The following is an 18,806-nucleotide window of genomic DNA, read 5'->3' on the forward strand; positions in this document are numbered from 1 at the left end:
TATTTTACTTATCTGTTTTCTTCACAGGTCTTCCCCAACTATCAATATGACGCTGCCTAGCTCGTGATATCGCTAAGTTATCAGCAGGGACATCTTTTGCAATTGTTGATCCTGCACCAACAGTAGCCCCTTGTCCAATGCTCACTGGGGCAACTAGTTGAGAATCTGAACCAATAAATGCATAATCTTCAATTATAGTTTTATGCTTATTAACCCCATCATAATTACAGGTGATTACTCCTGCGCCTATATTACAATTAGAACCTATTTCACTATCACCAAGATAAGTTAAATGGGAAGCTTTTGAGCCTCTGCCAAGAATAGTTTTTTTTGTCTCAACAAAGTTACCTATAACCGCTTCTTCTTTTATATCACAATCTGGCCTAACTCTAGCAAATGGTCCAACGATAGCATTTTTTCTTATAATTGAACCATCAACCACACTATTTGATTTAATTTTAACGTTATCTTCAATAATGCAATCTTTCAAAGTACAGTTTGCACCAATAACAACATTATTACCAAGCTTTACATTACCTTTGATGATAACATTAACATCTAACCAGCAGTCTTTTCCAACATCTAAGTGTCCTCTTACATCGAATCTATTTGGATCTGCAATACTAACACCTTTAGCCATGATTCTTTCTGCTATTGTTCTTTGCCAAGTTCTTTCAAGGTCTGCAAGCTGTTGTCTATCATTTACACCTAATATTTCAAACTCATTAATAGGATGAGTTACATTTATAGATAACTTATCATTTTTAGCAAATGTAACAATATCCGTTAGATAATACTCTTGTTGAGCATTATTAGCCTCTAAATTAGGTAGCCACTTTTCTAAAAGCTTTTTATGGGCACAGTAGATACCAGTATTTATTTCTTTTATTTGACGTTGTACATCATTTGCATCTTTCTCTTCAACAATTTCTGATACTGCACCAAACTTATCTCTTATAATTCGCCCTAAACCTTTTGGATTTTCAACAAGAGCAGTTAATACACCTAGATCATAGTCATGAGTTGTAGAAACTAAGTTATCTAAAACTTCCGCTGATATTAAAGGAACATCTCCATATAAAATTAAAATTTTCTGACTTTCTAGATATGGTAATGTTTGTAAAACAGCATGACCTGTTCCTAACTGCTCTTTTTGATGCACAAATGTGATATCTCTACCATCTAGGATATTCTCAACCTGTTCTTTTAAATGTCCTGTTACAACAACAATATTATCAGGATTTAATTTTACAACAGATTCAACAACGTGCTCTATAAGAGTCTTGCCTGCAAGTGTTTGCAAAACCTTTGGTTTATTTGAGTTCATTCTAGAACCTTTACCTGCCGCTAAAATCACAACTGATAAACTCATAATATAAAAATCTCCCTACACTTTATTTCTATAATAGTTTTCTAGTAAAACTGTAATAATTTGATAATGATCTTCTAGCATTCTATCATACATATTATTAATAATTGACCTTATAGATATCCATTTAACATTCTTTGCATCATCAGCTGCTTTAATCTTAGGTAAATTTGGCCATTTTTCAAATATAAACAAGCCAACATGACTAACGATTCTACCTCGTACTGATCGAGATGGGTAATCAAAAACCTTCTCTTTTCTTTTCGCTATGGCTAACTGTTCAACTGTTAAGTCAATATTTGTTTCTTCAAATAACTCTCTAATAATTCCTTGAGATATTGTTTCAACATAATCCAAAAAACCTCCTGGCAGTGCCCAGATATTTTTTCCTGGGAAGCCATTTCTTTGTATTAAAAGTATATGATCATTCACTATTACTAAAGCATCTACAGTTACTAAAATAGGCTTATATGGAGCAGGTTTCCATGATTTTTTATGTTCTATAACATAATCATTCTCTTTTACTAAATCATGATAGCTTTGTGTTTTCATAAAATCATTAAGAAACTTATATGTTGCAATATTAGGATCATCACTACACATATAATCGATTTTAATAAATCCTTTATAGAACTCTAATCTGAAGTCTGTTGCATTATAGCTCTTATAATTATCAACAGCAATAAATCCCCATTCAGGAAAACTCTCAAGATAATAACTAGAATCATCTTTGATATGTCCAGCAATAGCAATTGTTTGACCTGCCTTAGTGTATTTAGCAACATTATTACGTAAAGCTTCTTCCCACTTTTGCTCTTCATAGTAATAATCTGCCAAAGGTTCTATCATAACTCTGGATAAATCAACTGCTGAAGCCTTTAAATCTTCCTCGATCATCAACACTCTTTGTTCAAAAGAAAAAGGGTTCTTAATATTAGGTGCATTAAAAGAGCTTCCAACATTTATTATTATTCTCCTACTCTTCGAAAGAGCTACTAAAATATTATGTAAATGTCCTTTATGAAAAGGCTGAAATCTGCCTATAAATACTGAAATATCATACATTTTACTACCTATGTATTTAATACTTGAGCCTGTGTATCACTATTATAAACCTTACTATCTGACGGTGCTGTCATCTGAGTATAGTCATGGTATGATTCGGATTTTTGTTGCTGTGGTTGGGATTTATCCATAGTTCTATCATACGAACCAAAGCCAAATTTACTTTTTTTCGAAGAACCTGAAATTCCACTCATACTGTGTTTATTATCTTTTGCAGATAATGTAGTTGTAGTTAGTTGAGCTTCTGTCTGCTTAACTATCTTAATATTAGCTTTACTCTTAAGCTCAGCATTATTTAAAGCTTTACGTATCTCACTCAATAGTTTAACACTTTGATTTATATGATCTGGTGCTTGTGTTTTACCATCAGCTGTAAATACTGCGTTTACTTTTACCAAGCTAGATAAATCATCAACCTTACGAGCTTTAATAACAAATATTAATTGTTTATGTATATCTTTAACCTTTATCAGATTCCCAGATAACATCTCGTCTTTTACTGACATAAGCTTATAATCTTTTGGCCTAGCTTTAAAATATTCTTCAAGTAAGTTTAAGGTTATAGCTATTGGTTCTCTAAAAACTAATTTCAATTCCCCAGTATCATCATAAAGAACACTAATCGAAACTTTAGCAATTTGATCATCAATAATTTTAGACATATTAAACTTATCAGAATAATTTGGAGGTAACATCTGCTTCTGAGCCTCACTGCTTTCTAATCTAGCATAATCATTATCACCTTCTGGAAGTTTAAGCGCTGGTTTTATTTTATTACCATTTAAGCCAGTCGGTACTTTTAAAGGTGACTCCTCTTTTACTTGAACTCTTGCATAATCATATTTTCTATTTCTAAATGGTGCTCCACTTACAGTTTCTGATAAATTTTCATACGAAAAATCATTATCAACTTTATTTGTTGAACAGTCCTGTAATAAAAAGACAAAACTCAATATTACAAGTATTTTAGATATATTTCTCATTATTTTAAATTAATATGATTAAGTTAGCCAAATATTATAACACAGTGATATACTGATATATAATAAGCTTTTAGTAAATAAACATGAGTATACCTAATGAAAAATAACTTATTTATATTTTTACAATATTTATTACCGCATGGTTTAACGTCACGCCTAATAAGTAGACTTGCTGAATCAAGAAATAAAGCTATAAAAAACTACTTAATTAATTTAGCTATAAAAAAGTTCAAAATAAATATCAATGAAGCAAAAGAAACTAATCCTGATAGCTATATATCATTTAATGATTTCTTTACAAGAAAATTAAAAGATGATGTAAGACCTCTAAACACAGATCCAACAGTGATTACATCTCCAGCTGACGGTATTTTGAGTGAATTTGGAAACATAGAAAGTGGCGACCTTATTCAAGCAAAAGGAAAATATTTTACTACAGAATCACTAATAGCAAACAGCTCTCAAACAGATTTTACAAAATTTGCAACAATATATTTATCACCCAAAGATTATCACAGAGTCCATATGCCTATAGATGGTAAATTAACAAAAATGGTCTATATCCCCGGCAATCTCTACTCTGTAAATAAACTAACAACAAATAAAATAGATAACCTATTTGCTAAGAATGAAAGACTAATTTGTTATTTTAATACACAAATTGGCGAAATTGCTGTAATTTTTGTAGGGGCCCTTTTAGTAGCAGGTATAGAAACGGTATGGTACGGTAAGGTTGCTCCTAATTATTATAAGAATATCCAAACCTGGGATTACAATAACGATAATTTTAACATCGAATTTAAAAAAGGTGGTACCATAGGTTGGTTTAACTATGGCTCAACTGTTATTATCCTGACGCCAGGAAAAAAAGTATCTTTTAATTTTGATACGAATGGCTCAGCCATACAAGTCAATCAAGATTTAGCCTTTATAGTTGAATAAAGACTCATATTTACCCAACAGCGACTAAATATATTTGTTTTAGTTAGGTTTTCTGATTTACACTCATTAAGGTAAGCTACTTCTCTATTAAGATCTGCACTATCTTCATTCATTCTAAATCTAGGAGGTAGCTTGATATCAAACCTTTTTGCCCACTTCCTAATTGTTACATGCTTAAAGCCTAAAACTTTTTCAGCATCTTGATAACTTAAACCATCCCTTTGACATTTCAGTAGCATTTCTCGTGCTGAACACTTAAATCTATCTTCAACTATTTGTTCAAAGTTCCCTGAATATTGATTTGCCATAAAATTGAGCCTCCTTTAATTTATAATTAAAAAGTGAATGACCTCGTGAACAAAAAATATTACTTTTTTATCTACAACAAGCTTTTGATAAAGCAAATGTTAAAACTTCTAAATTTTAACTTAAAATAAACATAATTATTAAATAATTTATAATTAATGTTAAAGTTAAAAAATTAATTTTAATAAAACATTTATTCGTTAGTCATATTACTTAATTATTCTTAATTAGAACAACATTGCATATTAATAATAAATCCTAATTAATTAACACTTTATTATAATATATTGTATTAGTTTTACATATAATTTATCCATAATCAATTAAATTAATTATTAAACATTGATTTAAATCACATTCTAATGGTTCTATTGATGGCAGGAATTCCATTAATATTTGCTATAACTATGCATGAGGCTGCTCATGGACTTATTGCAAAACTAAGAGGAGATAATACAGCATATACTCTTGGCAGGGTTACTTTAAACCCTGTCCCTCATATAGATCCTATTGGAACTCTACTAATTCCAGGAATAATGCTACTATCTTCAATAGCCTCTGGATTTCCTTTCATTTTTGGATGGGCTAAATCAGTACCTGTAGATTATAACAAATTAAAAAATCCTAGATTCGATATGGCTTTGGTTGCTGCTGCCGGCCTTTTAGCAAATTTTATAATGGCTTTGTTATGGGCTATAGTTGCAAAATATGTAACTTTTCACCCTTATGTTCAAGGAATGCCTTTTACGGCATAATGATAAATATAGTATTAATGATTTTAAATTTAATACCTATGCCCCCGTTAGATGGAAGTAAGATTGTAACAGCTTTTCTACCACCATCTCTAGCGTTTAAGTATAACAGCATTCAAAGATACGGCTTTTTTATTTTACTTGCTCTAATAATTATTCCATTCAATGGATCAAATTTATTATTTTATATTATGAAGCCATTTATAGTAGCTATTACAAACATTATTCAATTTATTGTCTTCTAAAATAGAAGCTCAAATTCAAGCCTTCTCTTTATCAAAAAGAGTATAATATGAGCAACTAATCATACCCTCCTATTTGGGACACTTAGGTGTTAAGAAAAGGAGACAAGATGAGATATACAAAAGAGTTTAAAGATGAAGCTGTTAAATTATGTTTACAACCAGATGCAAATAGACGAGAAATAGCAGATAATTTAGGGGTTAAATATAAAACCATTTGCAGTTGGATATCCAAAGCCATGTCAAACCCTCAGAAAGAAATAAAGATAGATTATAAAACGCAGTACCAGCAACTATCTTTTGAAAATACTGATTTGAAGAAAAAACTCAAACAGGCAGAAACAGAGCGTGAAATACTAAAAAAGTCAGCAGCGTACTTTGCAAAGCAAAATCTGTAAGGTACGCCTTTATTAAGGAGCATTATAAAGTTATGCCAGTAACAACACTATGTAAATCTTTGAATGTGAGCACATCTTCATATTACAGATGGATTCATAAACCTATAGGTAAAAGGCAATATAATGATGCTGAACTAGATGATGCTATTTTAATGAACATAAATCTAGATATGGAAGTGTTAGGATATACAAAGAGCTTAAAGATATGGGTTGGAAAGTTACTCAACCTAGAGTATCTAAACGTATGAAATTACTTGGTTTACATGCTAAAGCGGCTCGTAAGCATAAGAAAACTACAGATTCTAACCACAACAAACATGTTTATGATAATTTATTAGAACAAAACTTCACTGCTTTATCTGTAAATCATAGGTGGGTTACAGATATAACTTATGTACCTACACAAGAGGGGTGGCTGTATCTTTGTGTGATTATAGATTTATTCTCAAGATCAGTTATTGGTTGGGCAATGGATTCTAGGATGAAAGCGGATTTAGTTTGTAATGCTTTAAATATGGCATTATTTAGAAGAAATTTTCCTAGTGGTGTGATTATACACTCTGATAAAGGGTCACAGTACTGTAGCAAACAATATCAAGACATTATTAAAGAACACTGGCTACTATCAAGTATGAGCTCTAAAGGATGCTGTTACGATAATGCTGCTTGTGAAAGTTTCTTTGGAACTTTAAAAGTAGAGTTAGTACATGATGAAAGATATAAAACTAGAGAAGAAGCTAAACTATCAATATTTGAATATATTGAAGCTTACTATAATACAAAAAGGAGACATTCTACAATAAATTATATGACTCCATATCAATTTGAATATATAATGGAAAATGAAGTAGTAAACTGTCCCAAATTGACGGGGTAGATCATAATTTAAACATATTAAACTACGGAAAATATGACTATAGTTAAACTTCTTGTATGTAAAATTATTAATCGTCAGAAACAAAAAAAGCCCTGCTGATTAGGCAAGGCTTTCATATTGTGCTCTTGTTGTTGAGACTTTGATATTCGAAAAAGATGGCGACTACCTACTTTCACCTGAGCAAATGCCAGACTATCATCGGCGTGTTATAGTTTCACTTCTGAGTTCGGAATGGGATCAGGTGGTTCCTACAAGCTATCATCGCCAAAACTTTATGTTTTGGATTAAAAATATTTAACAATTCAGCATAGAAATAGACTTAAGTCTCTCGGATCATTAGTACTGGTAAGCTTCATACATTACTGTACTTCCACATCCAGCCTATCAACGTCGTAGTCTCCAACGTTCCTTACTAGCTTATAGCTAGAGAGATCTAATCTTGAAGGAGGCTTCCCGCTTAGATGCTTTCAGCGGTTATCCCTTCCGAACGTAGCTACCCGGCAATGCTTCTGGCGAAACAACCGGAACACCAGTGGTTCGTTCACTCCGGTCCTCTCGTACTAGGAGCAACTCTTCTCAAATCTCTAACGCCCACGGCAGATAGGGACCGAACTGTCTCACGACGTTCTGAACCCAGCTCGCGTACCACTTTAAATGGCGAACAGCCATACCCTTGGGACCTGCTTCAGCCCCAGGATGTGATGAGCCGACATCGAGGTGCCAAACTCCTCCGTCGATATGAACTCTTGGGAGGAATCAGCCTGTTATCCCCGGAGTACCTTTTATCCGTTGAGCGATGGCCTTTCCATACAGAACCACCGGATCACTAAGACCTACTTTCGTACCTGCTCGAGCCGTCACTCTCGCAGTCAAGCGCACTTTTGCCTTTATACTCTAGGTATGATTTCCGACCATACCGAGTGCACCTTCGTACTCCTCCGTTACTCTTTAGGAGGAGACCGCCCCAGTCAAACTACCCACCATACACTGTCCTCGAATTTCTCCTGAGTTAGAACTCTAAATATTCAAGGGTGGTATTTCAAGGTCGACTCCACACAATCTAGCGATCATGCTTCATAGTCTCCCACCTATCCTACACATAAATATTCAAAGTCCAGTGCAAAGCTGTAGTAAAGGTTCACGGGGTCTTTCCGTCTAACCGCGGGTACACTGCATCTTCACAGCGATTTCAATTTCACTGAGTCTCTGGTGGAGACAGTGTGGCCGTCGTTACGCCATTCGTGCAGGTCGGAACTTACCCGACAAGGAATTTCGCTACCTTAGGACCGTTATAGTTACGGCCGCCGTTTACTGGGGCTTCGATCCAGAGCTTCGCTTGCGCTAACCCCTTCAATTAACCTTCCAGCACCGGGCAGGCGTCACACCCTATACTTCATCTTACGATTTAGCAGAGTGCTGTGTTTTTGATAAACAGTCGCAGCCACCTGGTATCTGCAACCCCCAACAGCTCAAAGAGCAAGTCTTATCACCATCAAGGGCACACCTTCTTCCAAAGTTACGGTGTCATTTTGCCTAGTTCCTTCACCAGAGTTATCTCATAGCCTTAGTATTCTCTACCTACCCACCAGTGTCGGTTTACAGTACGGTCACTTATACAATATACTTAGAAGCTTTTCCTGGAAGCTTGGTATCAATAGCTTCGTCAAACAAGTTTGACTTCGTCTCGTATCTCAGATCAACAAAATGCCGGATTTGCCTAGCATCTCTACCTACATACTTTTACCTGGACAACCATTCGCCAGGCCTACCTAACCTTCTCCGTCCCTCCTTCGTTCATATAAGCGGCACAGGAATATTAACCTGTTTCCCATCGACTTCACTCTTCAGCTACGCCTTAGGGGCCGGCTTACCCTACGTTGATTAACATTGCGTAGGAATCCTTGGGTTTTCGGCCAATAAGAATCTCACTTATTTTACGTTACTCATGTCAGCATTCGCACTTCTGATACCTCCAGCAAACTTCTCAATTCACCTTCATCGGCTTACAGAACGCTCCCCTACCAATATATACTATATATTCCGCAACTTCGGTGCATAGCTTAGCCCCGTTAAATCTTACGTGCAGGCCGACTCGACCAGTGAGCTATTACGCTTTCTTTAAAGGATGGCTGCTTCTAAGCCAACCTCCTGGCTGTCTGGGCCTTCCCACTTCGTTTCCCACTTAGCTATGACTTGGGGACCTTAGTTGGCGGTCTGGGCTGTTTCCCTCTCCACTACGGACCTTAGCACCCGCAGTGTGTCTCCCGTGATTGAACTTGATCGTATTCTGAGTTTGCATCGAGTCAGTAAGGTCGTAAAACCCCCATCGTCGAAACAGTGCTTTACCCCAATCAGTTATACACGAGGCACTACCTAAATAGTTTTCGGGGAGAACCAGCTATCTCCGTGCTTGATTAGCCTTTCACTCCGATCCACAGCTCATCCCATAATTTTGCAACATTATTGGGTTCGGTCCTCCAGTTAGTATTACCTAACCTTCAACCTGGCCATGGATAGATCGCGCCGGTTTCGGGTCTACTCCTAGCGACTAGTCGCCCTATTAAGACTCGCTTTCGCTACGGATCCCTTATTCAGTTATCCTTGCCACTAAAAGTAACTCGCTGACCCATTATACAAAAGGTACGCAGTCACACAACTAAATCGTGCTCCTACTGCTTGTATGCAAGCGGTTTCAGATTCTATTTCACTCCCTTTATAAGGGTTCTTTTCACCTTTCCCTCACGGTACTAGTTCACTATCGGTCATTCAGGAGTATTTAGCCTTGGAGGATGGTCCCCCCATGTTCAAACAAGGTTTCTCGTGCCCCGTCCTACTTGTTCGTATGCTTAGTTCCACTATGATTATTTCGTATACGGGACTATCACCCTCTATCGTCAAGCTTCCCAACTTGTTCTACTATAATTATAGCTAAATCATACCAGGCTCTTCCCACTTCGCTCGCCGCTACTATGGGAATCTCAATTGATTTCTCTTCCTAAGGGTACTTAGATGTTTCAGTTCCCCTCGTTCGCTCTACACTCCATATCGAGTGAGTACCTAACTGATGTTAGGTGGGTTCCCCCATTCGGAAATCTCCGGATCATAGTTTATTTACCAACTAACCGAAGCTTATCGCAGATTAACACGTCCTTCATCGCCTCTGAATGCCAAGGCATCCACCGCTTGCACTTATTCTCTTAAGTCTATTTCTATACTAAATTGTTAAATATCTCTATATCATGCAAATAAAACAATGGTGGAGCCAAGCGGGATCGAACCGCTGACCCCCTGCGTGCAAAGCAGGTGCTCTCCCAGCTGAGCTATGGCCCCAAAAACTGGTGGGTCTGAGTAGACTCGAACTACCGACCTCACCCTTATCAGGGGTGCGCTCTAACCAACTGAGCTACAGACCCGTATTTTATTTACACTAAAATATATTATCTACAAACACTAAGCTAAATTATCTGAAAACCAATAGTCAAAGCTTATTATTTTTTTCGTATTTCCGTTAAGGAGGTGATCCAGCCGCAGGTTCCCCTACGGCTACCTTGTTACGACTTCACCCCAGTCATGAATCACTCCGTGGTAAACGCCCATTCGTTAAGCTATCTACTTCTGGAGCAACCCACTCCCATGGTGTGACGGGCGGTGTGTACAAGACCCGGGAACGTATTCACCGCAGTATTCTGACCTGCGATTACTAGCGATTCCGACTTCATGCAGTCGAGTTGCAGACTGCAATCCGGACTAAGAGTACCTTTCTGAGTTTCGCTCCATATCGCTACTTCGCTGCCCTCTGTAATACCCATTGTAGCACGTGTGTAGCCCTGGTCGTAAGGGCCATGATGACTTGACGTCGTCCCCACCTTCCTCCGCCTTGTCAGCGGCAGTCTCAATAGAGTACCCAACTTAATGATGGTAACTATCAATAGGGGTTGCGCTCGTTGCGGGACTTAACCCAACATTTCACAACACGAGCTGACGACAGCCGTGCAGCACCTGTCACTGCGTTCCCGAAGGCACCAATCTATCTCTAGAAAGTTCGCAGGATGTCAAGACCAGGTAAGGTTCTTCGCGTTGCATCGAATTAAACCACATGCTCCACCGCTTGTGCGGGTCCCCGTCAATTCCTTTGAGTTTTAGCCTTGCGGCCGTAGTCCCCAGGCGGAGTACTTAACGCGTTAGCTACGCCACTAGATCCTTTACACCGAATCCAACAGCTAGTACTCATCGTTTACAGCGTGGACTACCAGGGTATCTAATCCTGTTTGATCCCCACGCTTTCGTCCCTCAGTGTCAGTATTGGTCCAGAATGTTGCCTTCGCCATTGGTGTTCCTTCTGATCTCTACGCATTTCACCGCTACACCAGAAATTCCCCATTCCTCTACCATACTCTAGTTTGCCAGTATCAAATGCAGTTCCAAGGTTGAGCCCTGGGCTTTCACATCTGACTTAACAAACCACCTACAGACCCTTTACGCCCAGTAATTCCGATTAACGCTCGGACCCCCCGTATTACCGCGGCTGCTGGCACGGAGTTAGCCGGTCCTTATTCTTTGGGTAACGTCCTTCTCATGAGCTATTAACTCATAAGCTTTCCTCCCCAACTAAAGTGCTTTACAACCCTAGAGCCTTCTTCACACACATGGCATTGCTGGATCAGAGTTTCCTCCATTGTCCAATATTCCCCACTGCTGCCTCCCGTAGGAGTTTGGGCCGTGTCTCAGTCCCAATGTGGCTGATCATCCTCTCAAATCAGCTATAGATCGTAGCCTTGGTAGGCCTTTACCCCACCAACAAGCTAATCTAACGCAGGCTCATCCATCTGCGGCAGCACAAAGGCCACCTTTAATCCTCAGATAGTATGCGGTATTAACAGTCGTTTCCAACTGGTATCCCCCACAAATGGGCAGATTCCTACGCGTTACTCACCCGTCCGCCACTCGTCAGCAAGAAGCAAGCTTCTCCTGTTACCGTTCGACTTGCATGTGTTAAGCATGCCACCAGCGTTCAATCTGAGCCAGGATCAAACTCTTCAGTTTAATTCTCAAATTCTGACTCTAACTACTGATTACTCAAATTCTTTAACAAAGTGTTTGTATATAATATATCTATTAAATATCTTAAAAGACCTTAGCCTCTTACCAGCAACATCACTCGTCAGCCGGTGAAGACATATAATACGCATCATCCATCCAAAACGCAAGCGCTTTTTTGAATATTTTTAAACTTTCTTTCAATTCCATTCTTCAACATAATATTAGCAACTAATCTCTAAATACATACAGTAAGCAAAATAGTATTAATAACCCAATAAATAAAATACTTTATAGACCAAATACGACTGTAGCTATTTTTGGAACTTCTATATGTTTTTAAAAAAAAGATCAAATATATTTTAGAATAAATATTTAGATTAAGTAATTGACTAACTTTTATTCTATAACTTCTGCCATACACCTCCATCTTTAGGATTATCATCACTAGTCCACCACTTAGCTTTATATGTATTTCCATCTAAAGTTACTGTTTGCCCACTTGTATATGCAATACCACTTTCCCAAGCACCTCCAGGAATAACTGGTTTTTCCCAAGCACCTCCATTTGATGGAATATCACCTTGCGTCCACCATTGAGCTGTATATATTTGACCATTATACGTTACCTGATCTCCTTTACTGTACACAGTCTTAGTACTCCATGTTCCTGAAGATGAAGAAGTATCATCGCCTTGATCATTTGTTTGATTATCAAACTCTCGCCATACACCCCATTCTCCTGATTGAGTAGGGTTTTCACCTTTAGTCCACCATTGTGCTTCGTATACTACTCCATTAACTTCTATTTTTTCACCTTTAGTATAAGCTTTATCTGGATCCCAGTTACTTGTAGCTACATCATCTGTTTGATTTTGATCATTACCACTAGCTGTTGTAAATGACAATTTATCTTCTCTAGATTCACCTAAAGCATTAGCAATAACTTCAATATTATAGTTAGTAGCTTTATCTAAATTAGTTAGTATATAGTTTTGAACACTAATATTTTGAGCAATTATATTCCCATTTAGTTTAACTATATATGTAACATTACCATCAAGTTCTGGCTTATTCCAAGATATTGTTGCTGATGTCTCTGTTACATTATCTACAGATACATAAATGCTATCTGATTGGTATACAGCAGCTACTGCACTTATTAAAGACTTACCATCATCTGTAGAATCTCCATCAGCCTGCCAGAACATTGTTCCACCAAGCCCTCTACCCATAGCAAATTCTGTTTTCTTAGCTACAGACCAAGCATCATCATAAGTTATAAATGACTTGGTAGATGGACTATATGCCCATGGCTGCATCGCAACTTTACCGTACTTATCAAAAATATCTAAATTTGATTTTTCATTATAAAATTGTAAATCTGATAACCCATTTACTGGTTTTGATGTTCCACAACCAGTTACTGGATCACTAACAGGATTAACTAAACATTTATAGTCAAATACACCATTCTCATAATCACCAAGTCCAGATCCAGTAATTACTTGGAATAAACCTCCATTTACATCACTATCAACAGCCATTGACCTTGCATATAAAGGTAAACCTACTATTAATTTCTTAGCAGGAACTCCAGCTTTGATATATGCATCAATAGAATCATGGATTGACCATCCACCAGCTTTACCAATAGATTCACTTAAACTAACACCACTACTAGCACTATCTGTAACATTATCTTGTACATCTCCAGATACTTTTCCAGCATTATATCTATTAGCACTATATTGAGATACATCTGGGAATGTTGCAGATGCCTGGAAATATGCAGGAAAACCAGCACCCCATGCACCTTGATAGTCATAGTTCATAACATTTATTTCATCCATTAACTCACCAGTTTGTTTCCAGAAATCTGATACTCTATTTGGATTGTTTGGATCTTCCATTGCTTCAATACGACTTCTAGCCCCATTAACAGCAATTGCCAGATAGTATTTCTTACCATCTTCTTTACCAGCCTTGTCTAACTTAGCACGAAGAACTTTAAAGAAAGCTAACATTTTCTTAGCTGGAGCTACATCATTACCATAATCAGACCACCACTCCCAGTCAATATCTATACCATTAAAACCAAGTTTACGCATCAACCCTACAGACTGTTTAGCAAAAGTCTCCATACTTTGTTGATTTGAAGCTAACTGCTCAAACATCGGAGCTGTTGTAACACCATTATTCGTCCAACCACCAAATGATAAAAATGATTTTAGATATGGATACTTCTTAGCTGCACGAGCTGCTGCTGAAAGTCCCCATGTATCTGCTGAAGCATCAAGTGTTTTTATATTACCTGTATCTTTATCAAAACCTATAAATGCATAAATTATTGTATTTAACTTATTATATTTAAAATCATAAGGGTTATATTTGCGTCCCCATACAGCCCATTGTGCATAATATGCTGAATTTGTATATCCTGGAGCAGGATCCTTACATATATTTCCAGCACATGGTCTTTCAATTTCAAGATTTTTACCATCAATCTTAAGGTCATTAACTAAAGGAACAACAACCCCAGGTAACACAATTGCATTACCAGAATCTGTCCCCATAATATCACAAGATTGCGTTAGATCAAAAGATCCTCCGTCTTTCAACGTCATTTTGGTTACATAGTCGCCATTGCTACTTTGTGTAGATACAAAATCAACAAGATCTGCTCTAGTTCCAAAACAATTACCCCAACCAGCCTTCGGTTTAAAATTGCTTGTAAATTCAACCATCTTTGCTGATGATACATTATTAATATTTAGAACTATTTTATTATTATAATCCTTAAATGGTGCTTTAAAATCATAAGTCTCAACGCTATTACTCGTAGCTGCTTCTGCTAGTGTAAATGAACATAAACCCATCAGCATATATGATATCGCAGTCGCTAGCTTCTTTTCCCCAATCATCTTATTCTCCTCTTGGTGCTCATAATTAATTGTATAAAGATAAAAAAAAAAAATACAACAAAAATTATAATTATTTATGATTATTGGAGTCCTTTTAGAAAAACTTAATTTTTTATTATAATTTACAAAAAATTATATAGTCTCGGTATTTTTTGTGCTACTAAAGCTATATGAAAGATATTTACTCAAACATAAAAATTTGAATGAAGATTTACGTTAACAAAAAACTAAGCAAATATTCTCGCACAAATATATTTTTTGTAAAATCTAACATTTTGAAATTCCAAATTTAACTATTCTTATATAGTATTAGAGTAGGGATAGCTGAGAAACAATTAAGGATTTAAGTATGAATAAAAATTTCTACAACAACATCAATAATAAAATTCAAGAAATAAAAACAGCTGGCACTTACAAAGGTGAGAGAATAATCTCCACTCCTCAAGACCCGGTTATAAGCTTAGAAAACGGCGAAACACTCATCAATTTTTGTGCTAATAATTATCTTGGTTTTGCAAATAATCCTGAAATAGTTGCTTATGCTAAAAAACATATTGAAGAATGTGGCTATGGGATGGCCTCTGTAAGATTTATTTGCGGTACAAATAGTGTTCACAAGCAGCTTGAAAGAGAATTGAGTGATTTTTTTGAGTTTGAAGATACTATCTTATATCCGTCCTGCTTTGATGCAAATGCTGGTCTTTTTGAAACTTTACTTACCAAAGAAGATGCTATTATTAGTGATTCTCTTAATCATGCAAGTATTATCGATGGCGTTAGATTATGTAAAGCTATGAGATTTAGATACAATAACAACGATATGCAAGCTCTAGAAGAGAAGCTTATCGAGGCAGATAAAGCTGGCGCAAGGTTCAAAATGATTGCTACTGATGGGGTTTTCTCTATGGATGGTATTATTGCTAACCTTAAAGCTGTCTGTGACTTAGCTGATAAATATAATGCCATTGTAATGGTTGATGATTCACATGCATCTGGCTTTGTTGGGAAAAATGGTAAAGGCTCTATAGAACACTGTGGTGTAATGGGTCGAGTGGATATCCTAACAGGAACGTTAGGAAAAGGTCTAGGTGGAGCATCTGGTGGATATATAAGTGCTAAAAAAGAAATTGTTGATCTACTGAAAAACTTATCAAGACCGTATCTTTTTTCAAACTCTTTAGCTCCAATTATTGCTAAAACATCTTTAAAAGCTTTAGAAATAACTAAAAACTCTAATGAGCTAAGAGATCAATTACAAGCAAATCAGCAAAGATTTAGATCCAAAATGACAGCTGCTGGATTTGATCTAATCCCTGGGGAGCATCCTATTATCCCAGTAATGATTTATGATGAGAAGAAAGCTGCTGAGTTTGCTGAGAGACTTCTTGACTATGGTATATACGTAGTCGCATTTTCATACCCTGTTGTTCCTAAAGGTAAAGCTCGTATTAGAACACAAATGTCTGCAGCACATACATTTGAACAAATAGATAAAGCTGTAGAAGCTTTCACTAAAGCAGCTAAAGATCTAGGTATAATCTAACAAAGTAATAGAGAATTACTATTTCTCTATTTAGTTTCATTTTAAAGGATTTAAATTATGAAAGCATTATCTAAATTAAAAAAAGAACCTGGTATATGGATGATAAATGATGCTCCAATGCCAGAGTATGGATACAATGATGTTTTAATTAAAATTAGAAAAACTGCTATATGTGGAACAGATCTACATATATACAATTGGGATAAATGGTCTCAAGAGACAATTCCTGTACCAATGATTACTGGCCATGAATTTGTTGGTGAGATTGTAGCTAAAGGTAATGGTGTAACAGGATTGAATATTGGTGATAGAGTATCTGGTGAAGGTCATCTTGTCTGTGGACACTGTCGTAACTGTAAGGCAGGAAAACGCCATCTTTGTCGAGAAACTATGGGAATAGGTGTTAATGTACAAGGGGCATTTGCCGAGTTTTTAGCTATGCCTGCATCAAATGTTTTTAAACTTCCTGATACAATTTCAGATGAGGTCGCTAGTATATTTGACCCTCTTGGTAACGCAGTTCATACCGCACTCTCATTTAACCTAACTGGTGAAGATGTACTTATAACAGGAGCTGGACCAATAGGATTAATGGCTATAAAAATTGCTAGATTCTGTGGGGCTCGTAGAATAGTTATTACAGATGTTAATGAGTATCGCTTAAAAAAAGCTGAAGAGTTTGGCGCAACAGTTGCATTAAATGTAGCACCATATAAAAACCAACAAGAGTTAACTATACAAATGCAGAAAGTAATGTCTGACATTGGCATGAGTGAAGGATTTGATGTTGGTTTAGAGATGTCTGGTATTAATTCAGCTATATCAATGATGCTAGATGTTATGAATCACGGAAGTAAACTATCTTTATTAGGAATAGCTGCAGGAGATGTTTCTATAAACTGGGGAACCATTCTATTCAAAGGCTTAATTCTAAAAGGTATTTATGGTAGAGAAATGTTTGAAACATGGTATTTAATGTCTAGCATGATTCAAGCTGGTATGAACGTAAGTCCAATAATAACCCATAGGTTACATATTGATGATTATAAAAAAGGATTTGAGATAATGAAAAGTGGCAAGTGCGGCAAAGTAATTCTCGACTGGAGTAGCTCATGAAAAAGGTAAACTCCAAAAAAGTTGATTCTCAATGGGTTTTTACTCTATTTGGTACTGCTATTGGTGCAGGGTTACTATATTTACCTGTTCAAGCTGGGGATAGTGGTTTTTGGGCGCTACTAACTGTGATGATATTTGCCCTACCTCTAACATATTACTCACATAGAAATATGGCAAATATTGTAATTATCTCTGAGAATGACGGTATTACTGGTGTTTTCACTCATAATTTAGGAAAATTTTTTGGTTTAACTTGTGTTATTATTTATTTCTTTGCTATTTTCTTAAATATGCCAATGTATTCTATTGGCTTAAACAATGAGCTAAGCAACTTTTTGCTAAATCATAATATTACAGATATAGATTTATCGGCAAATATTTGGTTTAGTTTTAGTATATTAACGACTCTATTAATAATAGTTTCTTTAGGCATAAATATTATCCTAAAATTTATGCAACTTATCGTAATTTTCTTAATAGTAATGGTAGTGATATTATCGATATATATTATACCTTTCTGGAATTACAGTTTTATTACAGATAGTCACTTTAACTTCTCTCAATATATCGTAGGCATCTTAATGGTTTTACCAATATTAATATTATCTATGAACCATTCTCCTGTTATCTCTAGCTTAGTCGTTTTTTACAAGAACTATGTAAAACTTGATGAGTATGAAGAAAAAATAAAGATATATAAAATACTCAAAATCAATGCCTTAATACTATTCATCTTTGTACTGCTTTTTGTAACATCTTGTCTACTTAGCACAACTGTTACAGATTTAAGTAGAGCCAATAATAATAACCTATCAATAGTGACTCTAATCCAAGAGCAACATCATAGTACCATGCTAGACATCTTAGCCCCTATGATTGTCTTTACTGCTATTATAAGTTCATTTATAGGATGTTACATAGGCTCAAAAGAAGCTCTAAAATATTTGTTTAAATATTTTTTCAAAAATGTTTGCAATAAAGAAGTATCAGAATCAATAATAAATAAAATATGCATTAGCTTAATATTTATAATTTTATGGATATGCACAATATGTAATTTTAAAATCCTTAATATTATAGGTATATTAGTAGCTCCGGCTGTTGCTTTTCTACTGTATATTTTACCTGTAATAATTATCTATAAAAATATTAAATGTAAAGCATATAGGAAAGTAATTTTTAATTCGACCTTATTTATAATGGGATTAGTAATTATATTTGGATATGTGATTGGGTTGCTAATAAAATAGTA

12 protein-coding genes, 2 tRNA genes, 3 rRNA genes and 1 pseudogene are annotated in these 18,806 nt (G+C 35.9%); 8 read left to right on the top strand and 10 right to left on the bottom strand.

The window, feature by feature from the left end; translation table 11 throughout:
• Positions 1–4: 4 nt before the first annotated feature.
• Genes glmU through CDV26_RS08760 form a run of 3 tightly spaced genes read right to left on the bottom strand, consistent with a single transcriptional unit; the run spans position 5 to position 3,417 of the window.
• On the bottom strand, positions 5–1,372 hold the full coding sequence (gene glmU / locus CDV26_RS08750) for a bifunctional UDP-N-acetylglucosamine diphosphorylase/glucosamine-1-phosphate N-acetyltransferase GlmU (RefSeq protein ID WP_088772953.1): 1,368 nt from the start codon (positions 1,370–1,372) through the stop codon (positions 5–7).
• A 15-nt stretch (positions 1,373–1,387) separates the two neighbouring features.
• Positions 1,388–2,434 (bottom strand): bifunctional nicotinamide-nucleotide adenylyltransferase/Nudix hydroxylase, encoded by a 1,047-nt coding sequence (locus CDV26_RS08755; protein WP_088772954.1) that lies wholly within the window; start codon positions 2,432–2,434, stop codon positions 1,388–1,390.
• 8 nt (positions 2,435–2,442) lie between these two features.
• A complete protein-coding gene (locus tag CDV26_RS08760) occupies positions 2,443–3,417 on the bottom strand; it encodes a hypothetical protein (protein ID WP_088772955.1) in 975 nt (324 codons plus the stop codon).
• A 96-nt stretch (positions 3,418–3,513) separates the two neighbouring features.
• Here CDV26_RS08760 and asd point away from each other — a divergent pair, with 96 nt between their 5' ends.
• Positions 3,514–4,359, top strand: coding sequence for an archaetidylserine decarboxylase (gene asd / locus CDV26_RS08765; RefSeq protein WP_088772956.1), 846 nt, complete (start codon positions 3,514–3,516; stop codon positions 4,357–4,359).
• Here the strand turns inward: asd and fevR are convergent.
• Entirely contained in the window at positions 4,332–4,667 is a 336-nt protein-coding gene (fevR, locus tag CDV26_RS08770; RefSeq protein ID WP_088772957.1) for a transcriptional regulator FevR, read from the bottom strand. The genes asd and fevR overlap by 28 nt on opposite strands.
• A gap of 339 nt (positions 4,668–5,006) precedes the next feature.
• Between fevR and CDV26_RS08775 the strand changes: the two are divergent.
• The 4 genes and pseudogenes from CDV26_RS08775 to CDV26_RS08790 all read left to right on the top strand — a co-directional run bounded on the left by CDV26_RS08775 (position 5,007) and on the right by CDV26_RS08790 (position 6,934).
• Positions 5,007–5,662: pseudogene (locus CDV26_RS08775) on the top strand (site-2 protease family protein).
• An 86-nt stretch (positions 5,663–5,748) separates the two neighbouring features.
• Positions 5,749–6,057 (top strand): transposase, encoded by a 309-nt coding sequence (locus CDV26_RS08780; RefSeq protein WP_157671249.1) that lies wholly within the window; start codon positions 5,749–5,751, stop codon positions 6,055–6,057.
• Between the two features lie 32 nt (positions 6,058–6,089).
• Positions 6,090–6,305, top strand: coding sequence for a hypothetical protein (locus tag CDV26_RS08785; protein WP_088771820.1), 216 nt, complete (start codon positions 6,090–6,092; stop codon positions 6,303–6,305).
• The gene (locus CDV26_RS08790) at positions 6,263–6,934 is read left to right on the top strand and encodes an IS3 family transposase (RefSeq protein ID WP_088772770.1); all 672 of its coding nucleotides are present in this window, start codon (positions 6,263–6,265) and stop codon (positions 6,932–6,934) included. Before CDV26_RS08785 ends, CDV26_RS08790 begins: the two co-directional genes overlap by 43 nt.
• A 153-nt stretch (positions 6,935–7,087) precedes the next feature.
• Here the strand turns inward: CDV26_RS08790 and rrf are convergent.
• The 6 genes from rrf to CDV26_RS08820 form a co-directional block, all read right to left on the bottom strand.
• A 5S ribosomal RNA gene (gene rrf / locus CDV26_RS08795) occupies positions 7,088–7,203 on the bottom strand.
• Positions 7,204–7,249: 46 nt separating this feature from the next.
• Positions 7,250–10,137: ribosomal RNA gene (locus tag CDV26_RS08800) — 23S ribosomal RNA — on the bottom strand.
• Between the two features lie 51 nt (positions 10,138–10,188).
• Positions 10,189–10,264, bottom strand: a tRNA-Ala gene (locus CDV26_RS08805).
• 6 nt (positions 10,265–10,270) lie between these two features.
• Positions 10,271–10,347, bottom strand: a tRNA-Ile gene (locus tag CDV26_RS08810).
• 96 nt (positions 10,348–10,443) lie between these two features.
• A 16S ribosomal RNA gene (locus tag CDV26_RS08815) occupies positions 10,444–11,977 on the bottom strand.
• Together the 16S, 23S and 5S rRNA genes with 2 tRNA genes alongside form the textbook arrangement of a ribosomal RNA operon.
• A 398-nt stretch (positions 11,978–12,375) precedes the next feature.
• Entirely contained in the window at positions 12,376–14,895 is a 2,520-nt protein-coding gene (locus CDV26_RS08820; protein WP_245806427.1) for a glycosyl hydrolase family 18 protein, read from the bottom strand.
• A 349-nt stretch (positions 14,896–15,244) separates the two neighbouring features.
• On the opposite strand from CDV26_RS08820, the gene CDV26_RS08825 reads away from it, so the two are divergent.
• From CDV26_RS08825 to CDV26_RS08835, 3 genes are read left to right on the top strand one after another with little or no spacing between them, the layout of a single operon-like run.
• Positions 15,245–16,438: a glycine C-acetyltransferase gene (locus tag CDV26_RS08825; RefSeq protein ID WP_088772958.1), complete on the top strand. Its 1,194-nt coding sequence runs from the start codon at positions 15,245–15,247 to the stop codon at positions 16,436–16,438.
• Between the two features lie 57 nt (positions 16,439–16,495).
• Positions 16,496–17,554, top strand: coding sequence for an L-threonine 3-dehydrogenase (gene tdh / locus CDV26_RS08830; protein WP_088772959.1), 1,059 nt, complete (start codon positions 16,496–16,498; stop codon positions 17,552–17,554).
• Positions 17,551–18,804, top strand: a complete 1,254-nt coding sequence (locus CDV26_RS08835) for an amino acid permease (protein WP_088772960.1) — start codon at positions 17,551–17,553, stop codon at positions 18,802–18,804. Before tdh ends, CDV26_RS08835 begins: the two co-directional genes overlap by 4 nt.
• Positions 18,805–18,806: the final 2 nt, after the last annotated feature.

The sequence above is a fragment of the Francisella halioticida genome (assembly GCF_002211785.1).
Lineage (GTDB): Bacteria > Pseudomonadota > Gammaproteobacteria > Francisellales > Francisellaceae > Francisella > Francisella halioticida.

Coding starts and splice junctions, on each gene's coding strand:
- glmU (WP_088772953.1), bottom strand. CDS start 1,372: ATGAGTTTATCAGTTGTGATTTTAGCGGCAGGTAAAGGTTCTAGAATG.
- CDV26_RS08755 (WP_088772954.1), bottom strand. CDS start 2,434: ATGTATGATATTTCAGTATTTATAGGCAGATTTCAGCCTTTTCATAAA.
- CDV26_RS08760 (WP_088772955.1), bottom strand. CDS start 3,417: ATGAGAAATATATCTAAAATACTTGTAATATTGAGTTTTGTCTTTTTA.
- asd (WP_088772956.1), top strand. CDS start 3,514: ATGAAAAATAACTTATTTATATTTTTACAATATTTATTACCGCATGGT.
- fevR (WP_088772957.1), bottom strand. CDS start 4,667: ATGGCAAATCAATATTCAGGGAACTTTGAACAAATAGTTGAAGATAGA.
- CDV26_RS08785 (WP_088771820.1), top strand. CDS start 6,090: ATGCCAGTAACAACACTATGTAAATCTTTGAATGTGAGCACATCTTCA.
- CDV26_RS08790 (WP_088772770.1), top strand. CDS start 6,263: ATGGGTTGGAAAGTTACTCAACCTAGAGTATCTAAACGTATGAAATTA.
- CDV26_RS08820 (WP_245806427.1), bottom strand. CDS start 14,895: ATGATTGGGGAAAAGAAGCTAGCGACTGCGATATCATATATGCTGATG.
- CDV26_RS08825 (WP_088772958.1), top strand. CDS start 15,245: ATGAATAAAAATTTCTACAACAACATCAATAATAAAATTCAAGAAATA.
- tdh (WP_088772959.1), top strand. CDS start 16,496: ATGAAAGCATTATCTAAATTAAAAAAAGAACCTGGTATATGGATGATA.
- CDV26_RS08835 (WP_088772960.1), top strand. CDS start 17,551: ATGAAAAAGGTAAACTCCAAAAAAGTTGATTCTCAATGGGTTTTTACT.